The sequence below is a fragment of the Christiangramia sp. LLG6405-1 genome (assembly GCF_045055805.1).
In the GTDB taxonomy this organism is placed as follows: Bacteria; Bacteroidota; Bacteroidia; order Flavobacteriales; family Flavobacteriaceae; genus Christiangramia.
The window spans coordinates 1,082,896-1,098,770 of the sequence record NZ_CP159330.1 but is presented as its reverse complement, the minus strand read 5'-3'; the positions used below and the strand labels follow the sequence as shown (position 1 = coordinate 1,098,770).

Below are 15,875 nucleotides of genomic sequence, written 5' to 3'. Positions count from 1 at the left end.
TTTGCATCAACATAAATAGAAATCCCGGACTGTTTTAGTTCGGGATTTTTTATACCTTAAAATCAATAATTGCAATAAAGTCTATGAAGTTGGAATCGAAATTACCCGGAAGTAAAACCAGTATATTTTCTGTGATGAGTAAAATGGCGCAGCAATACGATGCCATCAATCTTTCTCAGGGCTTTCCTAATTTCGAAACCGATCATAAACTTAAAGACCTTGTGACCAAAGCTATGAGGGATGGTCATAATCAGTATCCTCCAGATGCCGGAGTTTTGGAACTACGTGAAATGATTTCCCAGAAATTTAATGATCTCTACGGAAGATATTACAAACCTGAATCCGAAATTACGATTACCTCAGGAGCGACAGAAGCTCTTTACAATAGCATAACGGCCTTGGTGCAAAAAGATGATGAGGTCATCGTACTGAAGCCGGCTTACGATTCGTATGAGCCAACAATTCAGTTAGCAGGAGGTATCCCTGTACAGATCCAGCTGAAAGGCAGTGATTATAAGGTGGATTGGGAAGAAGTTGCCAATGCTATTACAAATCGCACCAGGATGATCATCATCAATACTCCGCATAATCCAACGGGCACCGTACTTTCCGAAGAAGATATGTTGAAATTGCAAGAACTGCTGAAGGATACTAACATCATATTACTGAGTGACGAGGTATACCAGCATTTAATTTTTGATGGGACGATTCATCAAAGTGCTTCCAGGTTTTCAGAACTTTCGAAAAGAAGTATTGTTTGTGGCTCCTTCGGAAAGACATTTCATAATACCGGATGGAAAACCGGTTATTGTGTAGCTCCTGAAGAGCTGATGAAAGAGATCAGGAAAATCCATGAACTCACCACTTTTTCTGTAAATCATCCTATGCAACGTGCCTATGCAGAATACCTGAAGCAACCGGAAAATTATCTCGATCTTTCAGGTTTTTACCAGGAAAAAAGAGATACTTTTTTAAAACTTATTTCCGGTTCAAAATTCAGTAGCAAACCGTCAAAAGGCACCTATTTCCAATTACTGGATTTTTCAGAAATTACTACAGAAAAAGATACCGATTTTGCGGAAAGACTGGTGAAGCAACATCAACTTGCAGCTATCCCGGTTTCAGTATTTAATATAGACGAAAAAGATCATTCTCAGCTTCGCTTTTGCTTTGCTAAAACAAATGAAACATTGGAGAAGGCAGCTGAAATTTTATGCTCACTATAATATGAATATCAATATACGTATCCTGGAACAGGACTTCGTACTGCATCCGCTAGGCGTTGCGTACTGGCCGGAACAGGAGATCCTGTTGGTGGCAGATGTTCATCTTGGAAAGGTATCACACTTCAGAAAACATGGAAGCGCAGTACCCTACCAGGCGATCGTAGAAAATTTCGACAGGCTGGATAGAATACGGAAAGACTTTGATCCCGAGCATATCATTTTTCTTGGTGACCTATTCCATTCATCGCTTAATATGGAATGGCAAATCTTTGAAGAATGGGTTACTTCTATCGATAATCAGGTTCACCTGGTTGCCGGAAACCATGATATAATTTCGCCACTACGTTACCAGGAACTCGGCATACAGATCTATCAGGAATTAAAAATTGAAAAATTCATACTGACACACCATCCTAAAGAGCATGAAGGTTTATTCAATTTATGCGGACATATTCACCCGGGATATAAACTATTTGGTTTTGGCAGACAAATGCTGAAATTGCCTTGTTTTTACAAAAGCACTAACCAGATGATCTTCCCCGCATTTGGAGAATTTACCGGGAATTATTTTATGCAACCTGAAGATGGAGATCGTATATTCGCTATAACCGGGAAAGAAGTGATACCCATTCAATAATCCCCCATTCTTATGATCAAGAAACTAGCTGTAGCCAATTTTATTTCTGTTATCATCACCATCGCTTTCACCTACTACACCCAGACTGGTGAGATCAATGGTAAGACGATTGGAGAAATGAGTGATAAATACAGTAATCTTTTTACTCCGGCCGGGTATGCTTTTTCAATCTGGGGTGTGATATTCCTGTCTCTAATAGCCTTTTCTGTGTATATGCTTATTCAGGCCTTTGGCAAGGGAGAACACACGAAGTTTATCAAAAGGACAAAATTCTGGTTTATTGTTGCCAATATTGGTACTTGTTTGTGGAGCCTTGCCTGGTTGTATGACTTTCCGGGCCTTTCTGTTGTTATTATGTTCCTGATCCTGGCGAAATTATGTAAGATCATTATCAATACAGAAATGGAATTAACAGATCCGCCATTTAAGATCATTGCGTTCTACTGGTGGCCTATTTGTTTATATTCAGGATGGATCGCAGTAGCAGCAATTGCCAATACCGCAGCATGGTTGAAAGAAACCGGCTGGGATGGAGCTTTCCTTTCTGAGGTTCAATGGACGCTCTTAATGATCCTGATTACAGTTGCTCTAAATATCACGATGATCTATAAACGAAATATGCGCGAATTTGCTGCGGTTGGAGTTTGGGCTCTGATCGGAATTTACGTAAAGCAAATAGGACAGTACGATGTGATCGCCTACTCAGCCGCAGCAGGAGCTCTCCTTATCTTTTTAAACATTTCCTACCACGGTTTCAAGAATAGAAAACAGCAGCCATTATATCGTATGATGAAAGGTGATTAGTAATTAGATCATCGATTTAATATCACTGGACCAGCTTGGATATGTAAAGATCATACCTTTTAAAGTCCCGCAGTCCAGTTTTCCACACATCGCCATCACAAACATATTGATGGTTTCGCTAGCTTCGTTACCTACCAGATGAGCACCCAGAACCAGGTTGGTCTCGTTATCTACCAGCGTCTTATACGCATAAACTTTCTCATTGATGCGTTTTGAATTAAACCAATCACTGGCATCACTCATCTTCACCCGAAAATCATAACCTTTTTCTTTCGCCTCTTTCTCATTTAATCCTACGGAAGCTACATTAGGAAGCGTAAATACAACTGAAGGTTGTGGTGGATAATCATACTCATGCGGTCTATCCAGATCCATAATATTTGCGGTAACAACCCGTGCTTCCTGGGATGCAAGTGGCGTTAGCGGTAAACCTTCACTCGCAGAAACATCTCCACAGGCATAAACATTTGGATTTGAAATACTCTGAAGATTTTTATTGACCAGTATTCCTCTTTTCGAGAAGTCTACATTGCCCTGTTTTAACTCCAGTTCATCAATGGAAGGCACACGGCCGGCTGCGTTTACAACACATCTGGCTTTGAGCTCCACCTTCTTACCGTTCTGATCCGCCGTAACTCTCAGGTTCTTCTGAAGCTTCTCTATCTCCTCTACCCTCGCATTCATTACAAACTTAATCCCCAGCTCTTCTGAAGATTCCTTCAGGTATTTAACCATATCCTCATCAAAATTACTCAAAGGTGATTCTTCGCTATCAACGATGGTCACTTCAGCACCGCATCTGACAGCAATATGAGCGAACTCCATTCCTATATAACCCGCACCAATAAAGATCATGGTTTCAGGTAATTCTTTCAATTCCAGAAAGTCATCACTGTTGATTGCCAGTTCCCGTCCTGGAATAGGCAATTCTAAAGGCTTCATCCCGGTTGCTATGACCAGCTTGTCAAATTTCACAGTTTTCCCTTCTACTGAGATCGTAGATTCATCGAGGAATTTTGGAGATTGATGATACATTTTGATATCCAATGCTTCAAGATCCTGCTCTGTAGCGGCAGGTACAGCGTCCACAAATTTTTTCTTGAAATCCTGAAGGTCCTTCCAGCTATATTCTGGCATCCTTTTGATACCCTTTCCCAGCATATTCTGAGACCTGTTCAGTATCTCTGTAAGACCCACTAGAACTTTTTTGGGATCGCATCCGCGATTTGCACAGGTTCCTCCGAACTCGCGATTGTCTGCTATCGCAACTTTTAACCCAGCCTCCACACATTCTTTCGCAACACTTTTCCCGGCAGTCCCGGTTCCAATAACAAACACATCAAATTTATCGATTCCCATAATTTTATTTCTCTACTTGTAATTCTCTAGTTAGTTTTCCTGTTAGCTATAAGACTCCACGAATTATTCTCCTGATAAAAGATCAGGAAAAAAATATATAGAGCATACAACATCTGGGTACTAACAGCTCCCCAGTCTTCCTTAAAAGCATTACCTGCAATTAGAACAATCATTAATATTGCTGAAGTTGCCAGCGCTTTATTCGTATATAGCCCCAGTAATAACATTATCCCCAAAATTAATTCCACTATAGGGATTGCGTAAGCGAAGGGGATCACCATAAATTCTGGAAGCATAGTCCCTTCGAAACCTTTCATTATTCCTTCAGCAAACCTTTTGAGTTTTGGCATTCGAACCACTCCATGGATACTGAAATTTACTCCCAGCGTGATCCTGGCAAAGAAGTAAGCTAGCTTTTTATGGTCCATGCATAATTTTCAGGGGAAGTTATAGAATGCATGGCGGTTCTTGTGTTATCAATTTGGTAAAATCCCGGGTATGCTATTTAATCGTTAAAAATGTATCATCTGGTTGTAAGGCAGTCTACTTGAATTTATATTTGCGCTAATGAGTAAAAAACTTATCGCCCAGAATTTTGCACAATCCCCACAGCAACGGGAATTGCAAAATGCCCTTGCTTATTCTGAAAATAAAACCGCTAACATTCATCTAAGAGGACTCGTTGGCTCTGCGTTATCTTTCGTGACTGCCGGCGCTTTTAGAGATGTGCAACGACCGTTTTTGCTGATCTTCAATGACAAGGAAGAAGCAGCATATTATTTAAACGATCTTGAGCAGCTGGTGGGCGAAAAGAATGTTCTTTTTTATCCCGGTTCTTATAGAAGACCTTACCAGATCGAGGAGACTGATAATGCAAATGTTTTATTACGTGCTGAAGTGCTTAACCGTATAAATTCCCGTAAAAAACCTGCGATAATTGTCACCTATCCAGATGCTCTTTTTGAAAAAGTAGTTACACGAAAGGAACTGGACCGAAGTACTCTGAAAATATCTGTAGGCGATGAACTTTCTATCGATTTTGTAAATGAAGTCCTTTTTGAATATCAGTTTAAAAGAGTGGATTTCGTCACAGAACCTGGGGAGTTTTCAGTGAGAGGTGGAATTATTGATGTTTTTAGCTTTAGTCATGATGAGCCCTATAGAATAGAATTTTTCGGGGATGAAGTAGACAGCATCCGGACCTTTGATGTGGAAACCCAGCTTTCTACAGATAAGAAAAAGAAGATTTCGGTAATGCCCAATGTTGAGAATAAACAGCTCAATGAGATCAGGGAAAGTTTTCTAAAATATATTTCAGCAGATACCGCTGTATTCATAAAAAATCTGGATCTGCTTTCTGCGCAGGCAGACAAGCTCTTCAGTAAAGCTAAAGAAGCTTTTGAAAAACTTTCCGAAGAAGTAAAACACAGTGAACCTTCAGAATTGTTTGCAGATGGTGAACTTATAAAAAAGGAACTACTCAATTTTACCGCGGTAGAACTTAGTAATACGGCATTTCTTAAGCCTAAGACTGAAATACAATATCATACCAAGCCACAACGTTCCTTTAATAAACAGTTCGATCTACTTATTGAAAACCTGGTAGAAAATCAGGAAGCAGGTTACAAGAATTTTATTTGTTGTGTAAGTGATCAGCAGGCACGCAGGTTTAACGATATTCTCGAAGATCAGGATCAAAAGGTAGATTATCAGACCCCGGTTTTTAGCATGTTTCAGGGTTTTATCGATGAAGATTCAAAAATGGTTTGCTATACAGATCACCAGATCTTTGAGCGCTACCATAAATTTAATCTGAAAAATGGGTATGCCAAGAAACAGGCGATCACGCTTAAGGAACTTACGAATCTTGAGGTGGGTGATTATGTAACACATATTGACCACGGAATAGGGAAATTTGGCGGACTCCAGAAGATCGATGTGGAAGGAAAGAAACAGGAAGCGATCAAATTGATCTACGGCGAACGCGATATCCTTTACTTGAGCATTCACTCGCTACACAAAATTTCGAAGTTTAACGGAAAAGACGGGAAGCCGCCTAAAATCTACAAACTTGGAAGCAACGCCTGGAAAAACCTGAAGAAAAAGACGAAAGCTCGTGTAAAACATATTGCTTACGATCTTATAAAACTATACGCGAAACGCAGACTCGAAAAAGGTTTTAAATACGATCCCGACTCTTATCTTCAGCATGAACTGGAAGCTTCTTTTATGTATGAAGACACGCCAGATCAAAGCTCGGCTACGGCAGCGGTAAAGGAGGATATGGAAAGTGAGAGACCTATGGACAGGCTTGTATGCGGGGACGTTGGCTTCGGAAAGACGGAAATCGCGATTCGTGCTGCATTTAAGGCGGTAGACAATAACAAGCAGGTGGCGATCCTGGTTCCTACTACTATTCTTGCTTTTCAACACCATCAAACCTTTACCGAAAGATTGAAAGATTTCCCGGTAAGAATCGATTATTTGAACAGGTTTAGAACCGCAAAAGAACGCCGCGAAACCCTGGCAGATCTGGCCGATGGGAAAGTGGATATTATTATTGGTACACACCAGCTGGTAAGTAAAGCCGTTAAATTTAAAGATCTTGGCCTGTTGATTGTCGATGAGGAACAAAAATTTGGTGTTGCTGTAAAAGATAAACTCAAAACGATTCGTGAAAACGTAGATACACTTACTCTAACCGCGACGCCAATTCCAAGAACGCTACAATTCAGCTTGATGGCGGCAAGGGATCTTTCTACGATCACCACTCCGCCCCCGAACCGTTATCCTATAGAAACAAATATTATTCGATTTTCTGAAGAAACCATTCGTGATGCCGTTTCTTATGAAATTCAGCGTGGCGGACAGGTTTTCTTTATCCACAACAGAGTGGAGAATATCAAGGAAGTTGCGGGAATGATCCAGAGACTGGTTCCAGATGCCAAAATTGGGGTTGGACACGGACAAATGGAAGGTAAGAAACTGGAGAAATTAATGCTGAGCTTTATCAATGGAGAATTTGATGTGCTCGTCTCTACTACTATCGTTGAAAGCGGACTTGATGTTTCTGAAGCTAATACGATCTTTATCAACAACGCAAATAACTTTGGATTATCAGATCTCCACCAGATGCGTGGCCGGGTTGGACGTAGCAATAAAAAGGCATTCTGTTATTTTATTACTCCGCCATACTCAGTAATGACCGAAGATGCGCGTAAAAGAATTACAGCTTTGGAACAGTTCTCTGAACTGGGAAGTGGATTCAACATTGCCATGAAAGATCTTGAGATTCGTGGCGCCGGTGACCTACTTGGAGGAGACCAGAGCGGATTCATCAACGATATTGGGTTCGATACCTACCAGAAGATCCTGAACGAAGCGATCGAGGAATTAAAAGAAAACGAATTCCGTGATCTTTATGCTGAAACCGAAGATGTGGAATTGAAAGATTTTGTAAAGGATACTCAGATCGATACCGATTTCGAATTACTGTTCCCTGATGATTATATCAATAATATCGCAGAGAGACTGAATTTATACACTAAACTGAACGAGCTTTCTACGGAAGAAGAACTGCTAAAATTTGAAGCGGAGCTGGAAGACAGGTTTGGTGAATTACCAACACAAGCCGTTGATCTTCTAAATTCTGTACGAATCAAATGGATCGCTGCCAAAATAGGACTTGAAAGAGTGGTGTTGAAAAAGAATAAAATGGTTGGTTATTTTATAGCAGATCAAAATTCAAGGTTCTATCAAACTGCCAACTTCACCAAGGTGCTGCAATATGTGCAAACCCACAAGCAAAACTGTACCATGAAGGAGAAACAAACCCGAAATGGACTACGACTGTTGCTTACTTTTGACAGGATAAATTCTATTGATAAAGCTCTGAAAGTACTTGAGCCTTTGGATTTTAGAGAGAAGAAAGAAGAATTGGCGTAAAGCTTGCACAGAACAAATTAGATTTCATAATATTGAGGCAGCATGAATTTGACCTTGATTGACTTCGTGACACTCTAAATTCAGTTGAAAATTCCTTAAGAGGTTTGATTTAATTTGTTGAAAGACCCCAAATATTCTATCCTTTCCCAGAAGACCATGGTTAAAATTCTATGGTCTGTCTGCACCATTTTATGTTTTAGTTTACAACTTCAGGCGCAGGAAGAAGAAAAAACTGAAAAGAGCGAGAAGACTGAGAAGAAGGATACAACGAATATATATGATCGACTAGAGCGATTTTCAGAAAAGCGCAAGATTACAAAAAGGGTTCATCAGTTATTATTCAAATCGACTACCAAAAAACCGAAAAAGCAAGTAAAGAAGCAGTACAGAGACTATTCAGAACTTGAAGGAAGACCCATAAGACATGTTATAATAGAGACAAAAGATCCATTTGGTTTCTCCTTCACAGATTCTACGGAAACTGCTAATAGCTGGGTTGAAAGAACCGGGAATCAAATCCATATAAAATCTAAGGAATTTGCTATTCGAAATTTTCTTTTACTGGATGAGAACGATGATCTGGATACTTTGCTTTTAGATGAATCTGAAAGATTACTGCGTTCACAGCAATATATAAGAGAAGTAAAAATTACTGCTCATGCAATTAAAAATTCTGACTCTGTAGATGTAAAGATCCTGGCTCTGGACTCGTGGAGTCTTACACCACAGGGCGTGTTTTCAACTAATGAGAACAAGGTTACTCTTAAAGAGTATAATATCGTAGGGATTGGGCACCAGCTGAATTTCAGTTTTGCGAACAGGTTGAGTGATGGTAAAAATGCCTATTCTGGTATCTACCGTGTTCCGAACATTAAGAACACCTTTATAACCGGAGAAATTCGGTATCAAAGCGACTTTAATGAATTCTATCGTAAAAGTATTTTTATAGAAAGAGAATTTTATTCTCCATTTACAAGATGGGCAGCAGGATTCTATGTAGATGAACAATACAGACAGGTAGAATTACCAGATTCGGCTTTAGAATTAGAAGATCAAAACTTCAAATACATTTCTCAGGATTACTGGGTGGGGCATTCCTATCGCCTTTTCAAAGGAAATTCTGAAAAGGAACGAAGTACAAATCTTATTACCAGCCTTGGTTTTCTGGATGTGAATTTTAAAGAGTCCCCTTCGGCTGCATATGACAGCATCAACTATTTTGGAGACGAGACAAGATATCTGGCGAGTGTTGGAATATCTTCGAGGCAATTCGTTCAGGATCAATATATCTTCAATGATGGTATTACTGAAGATGTACCGGTGGGAAAAGTATATGCTTTAACCGGCGGATTCCAGAATAAGAATCAGCAGACCAGGATGTATCTGGGCGCCAGAGCTTCCTTTGGAAACTACTTCGACTGGGGATACATTAGCACCAACTTTGAAGCTGGCAGTTATTTCAATGGCTCAAAAACCGAACAAACCGCATATTCTTTCCAGGCAAATTATTTTACGAACCTCATAGGATTAGGCGAAAAATGGAAAATGAGACAGTTTGTAAAACCTCAGTTCATTATCGGGGTAGACAGAATGAATTCTATAGGTGACCGTTTGAGCATAGACGAGCATAATAGATTTAATGGTAGTTATGGAAGTGATTACCGGAGAACCACCGGGGCGCGAATCGCAGGTTTTGACAGCGATCTTACAGGAACCGAAAAGTATGTACTGGAACTACAAACTCAGTTCTACTCACCGTGGGATCTTTTTGGATTTAGATTAAACCCTTTTTTAAATTATACTGCCGGTATTCTCAAGAACTCCAATCTCGGTACAAATGACCTGTATTCTTCCATCGGCGTTGGTTTTATAATTCGAAACGACTATCTGGTTTTCAACAACTTTCAGCTTTCTTTTTCTTTTTATCCTGAAATCCCAGGTCAGGGACTTAATATTTTTAAAACAAATTCGATTGAAACCAATGATTTCGGTTTCCAGAATTTTAATTTAGGTAAGCCCAGAACAGTACTCTTTAATTAGTTGTTCTTAATCATTAAGCGCAATAAAGAATCAGATAAACTAATTGGTTACGCATAGCCATTTCAATTTCCCAAAACCCTGAAATTATCGAGATCATACGTTGTGGTTTTATCTGGAGCAGCGCCTAAATATCTAAATCCAATCCAAACCTTTCCTTGCAGACACGAAATATCTATTTCTGAAGTTTTGAAGACGTTACCAGATCCTCCTGATGGTCCATAAGGTATAGCGGCATCAAGTAGCTTCCACTCCGTAGTTCTAGGATCACCAGTGAAATCCTGAGTGAAAAACACCTTTAAAAACATGCCATTATCGTAGGAAGCAAGAAGATCAAAAGTTACAAGATTCGCTCTGGTACTTGAGATATCGATCACCGGGGATACCAGCCACGCTTCTAGTGGATTCTCTAGCGTATTATAAGCAGAAATTCGCAGTAAACGATTGCCGTTTACCATCGTAGGAGTGAAGCGTTTTTCTCCTCCACTTACATTGATATTGGTCCATTTTCTAGCGGCAAGCGTTGTATTGGAAGTTACACCATCAAAATTCTCTTCTGTGATAACATTTCTACTAAAAATACCTTCAGAATCACATTTAAAAAATTGCTCATCACATCTCTCTCCATCAAAATCCAGAGCGGTTGGATCATTCACAATTATCACAAAATGTTCGTCATAATAATTCCGGCTAAGAACTCCTTTAATTTTCCCGGAACCTGAGGGCAGCATCAAAGATCTGAAATTCGCATAAGTGCTTGTACTTAAAAATGCAGTCTCGCCGGTTGTACAACTTTCCAATTGTCTTTCACCATCATACTCATCGTACCTGTGAGAAGCGAACGAAAAGTTCTCTGCTTCGCGCACCAGGTTGATATCAAATTGAATGTCATGCACCTCTACATAGAGGTTCTTCGTCTCTTCTGAAAACTCAAAAATTGAAAGTTTCTTGGGAATGATTTCAGAAGTAATTTCAGATCTTACGATAAAATCATCTATTAACGAAGAAGGAATTGCCACCACATCTCCTCTATTCTGAATGCCTAGTTGTAAAACACCATTATTAAATCCAAGACTAAGACCGTCGAGCTTCACATAAACTTTTCTTCCGAAGTTATAAGTTTGATGCAGAGAATTATCATCAACCAAAATTTGTATTCCTGATTGAGGATTCTGAGCCTTATCCTGTAAAATGAGCTTTTTATAAAAGTTACCTCCAGAATCATCACTTATCACATAAGCTTCAAACCATGTATCGGTATCTCTGAAATTATGAATCTCACCAGTTTCTGTTTTGTAATTACCCTTCACTGCGGCGATACTGGTAAAACTTCCATTTATGGATATACTGTCCTCTACAAGTTCAGGGACTTCAAAATCATCTGTTGGCACACAAGCATGAAAAGTCATAGCCAGAAGAAAAATCATCAAACATGTTTTATTCATATATTAAAATCTAAGATTTAAATTCACAAAGTAACTGGTGCCGTTTCCATACCAGTATTTATTTCCGAAGATTGGAACCTCGCGATCCCTATCCACTTTTAAAGTTGTATAATTAGCATTCCGCGCCTGCTCAAAACCACCAGTTTTAAAATTGGTATTGAGTGCGTTATTTATACTAGCGAATAAACCGAGGTACTTATCCTTTATTCTCCAGCTTTTACCCCCAATGATGTTCGTGAGAAAATAAGGATCAAACTGTTCTTGCCGTAATAATTCTCTCGCTACTTCCCCATCATATTCCACGATCTCCAAACCATCATAATCTTTTTGAAAATTGGAGGTTCTATTCAACGGACTCACATCTATAAATGCGCCGGTAAAGTAATTTTGTGAAACACCAAACCACCAGTATGCAGGATCCCTATATTCGAAAGCTAATTGAAACGCAGATTGCGAACCACCTGGTAAGCGATAGCCTTTGAGGAATGATTGTTCATAATTCAAATCTTCAAAAGAACTGGAGTACAAGCTAAGAGCAGGATTGTTGCTGTATACAAACTGTCCGCTTCCTCCGGCCAGCTTCAGCTTTATCGTTGATGTTACCTGATATTCTGAACTTAGTTCAATTCCAAGATATTGTTTATCCATCTTGGTTAGCACCTCCTGAACGAAAGCGGTAGAATTCTCTCTTCCAAGGCCTGATAATCCATCAGTATAATAAAAAGAAACTTCGGCACTATTCGCAATTTGCTGGACGTAGCCGGTAAGTCTAAAGTTGAAGAGATTCGTACGATAGCGATAACTAAGATCTGAAACAGTAATTATTTCTTCGGAAACCCGGGGAGCAATTGCGTTATTTTGCCTTGGATTAATGAAAATGTTCTTCAGCAATGGTGCTTTTGAAAAGGCTGCCAGATTAAACTCCAGACTTTGACGTCCCGAAAATTTATAAAGTAGGTTTGTTTTTATACCTGAAGTAAGAAAATCGATATCCTTAGAACTACCATAAGAATTCGCCATGAATTCTTCATTCTGGTAATTCCCAATACGGTTATAGCTTGAGGTCGAAACCTGCCCGGAGATACTAATTTCCATACTTCTACATTGCTTTTGAAGCTGAGCAAAAACTTCAGCCGTTTGAGCTTCTAGATCATAATCGTACTTATAACTTTCCCCCTCAAGAACTTTTCGATCGGGATTACGCAGGTCATTCTGAGAAAAGTCTGAAAACACCTCTACATCTAGGAAACTGCTTGCACCAAAGAGATCTTCGATTCTGCCAAAATTATGACTTTTGAGAGATGAAGCTTTAAAGCTTGTAATTAGCTGCAGGCTGGAAGATAATTGCCAGTTCAGAATACTATTAGCAATCAAACTCCGATCTTGATTGACATCTGCCGCGAGAGCGTACAAAGCATCGGGATTAGTATTGGCTTGATAAATGTCTGCCCAGTTAATCTGTCCATTATTTCTCAATTCATTTGCCGAGAGATAAGCTTTTTGAAAATCCTCGAAACCTTCAAATCTCAGGAAATAACCTGGCAACTTCTGGTAATAAATAGGATCTGGATTTGAAGCTCCGCCCAGGTAAGTGCGTTGTGAATCAAAATCGACGAAGCTAGTACCTCCATAATCTATACGGGTATTAGATACCTCACCAAACTGGTAAGATAGGTTGGTATTGAGTTGTACATTTTCAGAAGGATTCCAGAAATGGTTAAGCATAAAAATTGGCTCGTTGATCTCTTTCATCCTACTATTGCGAATCACACCCTCTTGTAAACCCCAGTATGGATTATAGCGTTTTCCTTTGATTTCAACAACCTCTTCTGTAAGTGGAGCAGATTTCCCACGAAGTGTTGGCGTATAGATCGCAGTGAAATTTAGTGCATGCTCCTTATTGATGATCTTTTCCAAACCAAAGTAAATAGAATTTGCGTCAAAAGGAGTCCCTTCCATATAACCTTCACTAGCATAACGGCGTCCTATAGAAAATGCATAAAACCAGCCATTATTTTTCTCACCACTCGCGTAAGTTGCCATAAGCCTACCGGTATAACTACGATTAGAACCCGAGGCAGTAATTCTACCACCGCTAGCGAAACGTGACGCACGCATGATTATATTCGTAGTACCACCAAGACCTCCAAAATCATATTCTGAAGGAGATACACCAGGACTAAAAACCTGGTTTCTCTGTACATCATTAAGTCCTCCCCAATTACTCCATTGAGGTCTGCCATCAAATGCTTTGTTCATCTCAACTCCATTAATCATCAAGCTGCCATATTCCGATCCAAGACCCCGTACCCTGTAAAAAGTCTGACTAAAATCAAATGCAGCGGCGCTTAGATAAGCATCCCGGGTAGATTGAAGAATACCTGAAATATTATCAAAGTCGGCTTCATCGTCTATTACCTCTGCATCTGAAAGACTTATAGTATTTTGAAATGTGAGATCGCGACTGGAATCTGGACTCAGGGAAATGGTGGAAAGATCCAGCTCCATAATTCCATTCTGACTTACAGGTATTCTTTTGCTCAGGTAACCTGATCTACTTAACAGGAGAATATTCTCATTTTCTGAAATACTTTCCATTCCCAAAGAAAATTTTCCTTCAGGATCTGAGAACGTCTCATTAAAAGAATTCTCTCTTGCAATTTTAACCTGGGGTAAGGGCACCTGGGTGATTGCATCTATAATCCGACCACTTATGATCGGAGTTTGGGCGTATAAACTTTGATAAACCAAAGAAAACAGACACACCCAAAAAAAGGTTTTATTCATTCAGTGCCTCGTCGTCGAAATATGGGATAATTTTAAATCATTTTCCTGTAATAATCAAAAAACCAGTACTTTAATTGCGGTCTAAAATGATAAAAAATTGAAGAAATATATTACAGCGATTTATTTGGTAATTGGGCTATACGTGACTCCTTCAGAAAACCTATATTGTCAGAATATGAGAGATTACCATATTGAAACTATTGCCTTTTATAATGTCGAGAATCTGTTCGACACCGTAGACGACACGCTAACGTTTGATGATGACAGGACTGCTCTGGGTAAAGACAACTGGACCGAGGAACGTTATGACGTTAAAATAGCGAATATTTCCAGGGTGCTTGCTGAAATAGGAACTCAGGAATCCAAAAAGCCACCTTTAGTGATAGGTCTTTGTGAAATTGAAAATAAGAAGGTTTTAGAAGATCTTATCGCACATCCCAACCTTGCACAGTTCAATTATAAGATCGTGCATTACGATTCTCCAGATGAGCGAGGCATCGATGTGGCACTGCTATATCGTTCGCAGTCGTTTGTTGTGACGAATTCCCAGGCCAGGAAATTGATGATCTATGATGAGGATAAAAGGGATTACACCAGGGACCAACTTGTGGTTAGCGGAATTGCCATGGGGCAGGAAACTCATTTTATAGTAAATCACTGGCCATCCAGGTCTGGTGGTGAAGCAAAAAGCAGTTACAAACGTGAAAAAGCTGCTACGCTTAACAAACGTATCATTGATTCTATCTACCAGGAAGACCCAAAAGCCAGAATTATTGGAATGGGAGATTTTAACGATGATCCTACCAATAAAAGCTTCAAAAAGTTCCTACAAACTAAAGCCGAAATTCAGGATTTGAAAGAAGGGGACCTGTATAATCCTATGGAAAACATGCTCAAAAGAGGTCGCGGAACACTGGCTTATCGTGATTCCTGGAACTTATTCGATCAATTTTATCTTTCAGAAAGCTTATTGAATAGAACTTCTGAAGGATTTCAGTATTATAAAGCTGGAATTTTCAACGCTCATTATCTAATTACACAGGGTGGCCAGTACCGCGGGTATCCTATGCGTACTTATGGTAGCTCAGGCTATCAGCCTGGGTATAGCGATCATTTCCCAGTGTACCTGTATTTAATAAAAGCTGTAAAATAAAAAAAGCCCGGTATAAACCGGGCTTTCTAAATATGAAGTTTTTCATCTAGAACCATGCACTCCAAGGGATTCTGGAAAGTACTACGAGAAAAGCAATTCCGTAGAAAATAGCCAGCATCTTGAATTTTGGCTTCGAAGTAAGTTTCTTTTTATGTTTGGAATAACCAATAGTGATCAAAGCAATCGCGATGATCATCATTAATGGATGCTCTACCAGGTAAAGTCTGACACTATCATTACCCATAACTTCTCCCATTCCACCTTCCCATCTGGCCATGTTGCCAGAAGTAAAGTAAAGCACGATCCCTATTAGCAACTGTATATGAGAAACGATCAAAGTGAATAATGCGATTCTAAAATTGGTCGCGCTATATTCCTTATTTGTTGCAAAACCAATTATAAAATTAAAGGTCGCGATCAAAAGCATTATTAGAACCAGATAGGCCCAGTAAGAGTGTATAAATTGAACAGTTTGATACATA

Annotated in this window: 11 protein-coding genes; 6 read left to right on the top strand and 5 right to left on the bottom strand. The window is 39.5% G+C overall.

Annotation, left to right across the window (positions count from 1 at the left end; translation table 11 throughout):
• Nucleotides 1-83 precede the first annotated feature (83 nt).
• From ABVM50_RS05095 to ABVM50_RS05085, 3 genes are read left to right on the top strand one after another with little or no spacing between them, the layout of a single operon-like run.
• On the top strand, nt 84-1,226 hold the full coding sequence (locus ABVM50_RS05095; RefSeq protein ID WP_405200253.1) for a methionine aminotransferase: 1,143 nt from the start codon (nt 84-86) through the stop codon (nt 1,224-1,226).
• Complete coding sequence (pdeM, locus tag ABVM50_RS05090; RefSeq protein ID WP_405200252.1) at nt 1,183-1,863, top strand: ligase-associated DNA damage response endonuclease PdeM; 681 nt, start codon at nt 1,183-1,185, stop codon at nt 1,861-1,863. Before ABVM50_RS05095 ends, pdeM begins: the two co-directional genes overlap by 44 nt.
• Before the next feature lie 12 nt (nt 1,864-1,875).
• Nucleotides 1,876-2,667 carry a tryptophan-rich sensory protein gene (locus ABVM50_RS05085; protein ID WP_405200251.1) on the top strand — a complete coding sequence of 264 codons (792 nt, stop codon included), beginning with the start codon at nt 1,876-1,878 and terminating at the stop codon, nt 2,665-2,667.
• A 3-nt stretch (nt 2,668-2,670) separates the two neighbouring features.
• Here the strand turns inward: ABVM50_RS05085 and ABVM50_RS05080 are convergent, their stop codons facing one another.
• Nucleotides 2,671-4,026, bottom strand: coding sequence for a dihydrolipoyl dehydrogenase family protein (locus ABVM50_RS05080; RefSeq protein WP_405200250.1), 1,356 nt, complete (start codon nt 4,024-4,026; stop codon nt 2,671-2,673).
• A gap of 26 nt (nt 4,027-4,052) precedes the next feature.
• Nucleotides 4,053-4,454: a DoxX family membrane protein gene (locus tag ABVM50_RS05075; RefSeq protein ID WP_405200249.1), complete on the bottom strand. Its 402-nt coding sequence runs from the start codon at nt 4,452-4,454 to the stop codon at nt 4,053-4,055.
• Nucleotides 4,455-4,593: 139 nt separating this feature from the next.
• Here ABVM50_RS05075 and mfd point away from each other — a divergent pair, with 139 nt between their 5' ends.
• Together mfd and ABVM50_RS05065 are read left to right on the top strand one after the other, a co-directional pair.
• Nucleotides 4,594-7,971: a transcription-repair coupling factor gene (gene mfd / locus ABVM50_RS05070; RefSeq protein ID WP_405200248.1), complete on the top strand. Its 3,378-nt coding sequence runs from the start codon at nt 4,594-4,596 to the stop codon at nt 7,969-7,971.
• 117 nt (nt 7,972-8,088) lie between these two features.
• Nucleotides 8,089-10,011: a hypothetical protein gene (locus ABVM50_RS05065; RefSeq protein WP_405200247.1), complete on the top strand. Its 1,923-nt coding sequence runs from the start codon at nt 8,089-8,091 to the stop codon at nt 10,009-10,011.
• Nucleotides 10,012-10,073: 62 nt separating this feature from the next.
• On the opposite strand, the gene ABVM50_RS05060 is transcribed toward ABVM50_RS05065, so the two are convergent.
• Together ABVM50_RS05060 and ABVM50_RS05055 are read right to left on the bottom strand one after the other, a co-directional pair.
• Nucleotides 10,074-11,435, bottom strand: a complete 1,362-nt coding sequence (locus ABVM50_RS05060) for a DUF5689 domain-containing protein (protein WP_405200246.1) — start codon at nt 11,433-11,435, stop codon at nt 10,074-10,076.
• Between the two features lie 21 nt (nt 11,436-11,456).
• Nucleotides 11,457-14,240 (bottom strand): TonB-dependent receptor plug domain-containing protein, encoded by a 2,784-nt coding sequence (locus ABVM50_RS05055; RefSeq protein ID WP_405200245.1) that lies wholly within the window; start codon nt 14,238-14,240, stop codon nt 11,457-11,459.
• 97 nt (nt 14,241-14,337) lie between these two features.
• Between ABVM50_RS05055 and ABVM50_RS05050 the strand changes: the two genes are divergently transcribed.
• Nucleotides 14,338-15,393 carry an endonuclease/exonuclease/phosphatase family protein gene (locus tag ABVM50_RS05050; RefSeq protein ID WP_405200244.1) on the top strand — a complete coding sequence of 352 codons (1,056 nt, stop codon included), beginning with the start codon at nt 14,338-14,340 and terminating at the stop codon, nt 15,391-15,393.
• A gap of 46 nt (nt 15,394-15,439) precedes the next feature.
• Here ABVM50_RS05050 and ABVM50_RS05045 read toward each other — a convergent pair whose 3' ends face one another.
• Nucleotides 15,440-15,874, bottom strand: a complete 435-nt coding sequence (locus ABVM50_RS05045) for a hypothetical protein (RefSeq protein ID WP_405200243.1) — start codon at nt 15,872-15,874, stop codon at nt 15,440-15,442.
• Nucleotide 15,875: the final 1 nt, after the last annotated feature.

Coding starts and splice junctions, on each gene's coding strand:
- pdeM (WP_405200252.1), top strand. CDS start 1,183: ATGAAACATTGGAGAAGGCAGCTGAAATTTTATGCTCACTATAATATG.
- ABVM50_RS05080 (WP_405200250.1), bottom strand. CDS start 4,026: ATGGGAATCGATAAATTTGATGTGTTTGTTATTGGAACCGGGACTGCC.
- ABVM50_RS05075 (WP_405200249.1), bottom strand. CDS start 4,454: ATGGACCATAAAAAGCTAGCTTACTTCTTTGCCAGGATCACGCTGGGA.
- ABVM50_RS05045 (WP_405200243.1), bottom strand. CDS start 15,874: ATGTATCAAACTGTTCAATTTATACACTCTTACTGGGCCTATCTGGTT.
- ABVM50_RS05085 (WP_405200251.1), top strand. CDS start 1,876: ATGATCAAGAAACTAGCTGTAGCCAATTTTATTTCTGTTATCATCACC.
- mfd (WP_405200248.1), top strand. CDS start 4,594: ATGAGTAAAAAACTTATCGCCCAGAATTTTGCACAATCCCCACAGCAA.
- ABVM50_RS05095 (WP_405200253.1), top strand. CDS start 84: ATGAAGTTGGAATCGAAATTACCCGGAAGTAAAACCAGTATATTTTCT.
- ABVM50_RS05055 (WP_405200245.1), bottom strand. CDS start 14,240: ATGAATAAAACCTTTTTTTGGGTGTGTCTGTTTTCTTTGGTTTATCAA.
- ABVM50_RS05060 (WP_405200246.1), bottom strand. CDS start 11,435: ATGATTTTTCTTCTGGCTATGACTTTTCATGCTTGTGTGCCAACAGAT.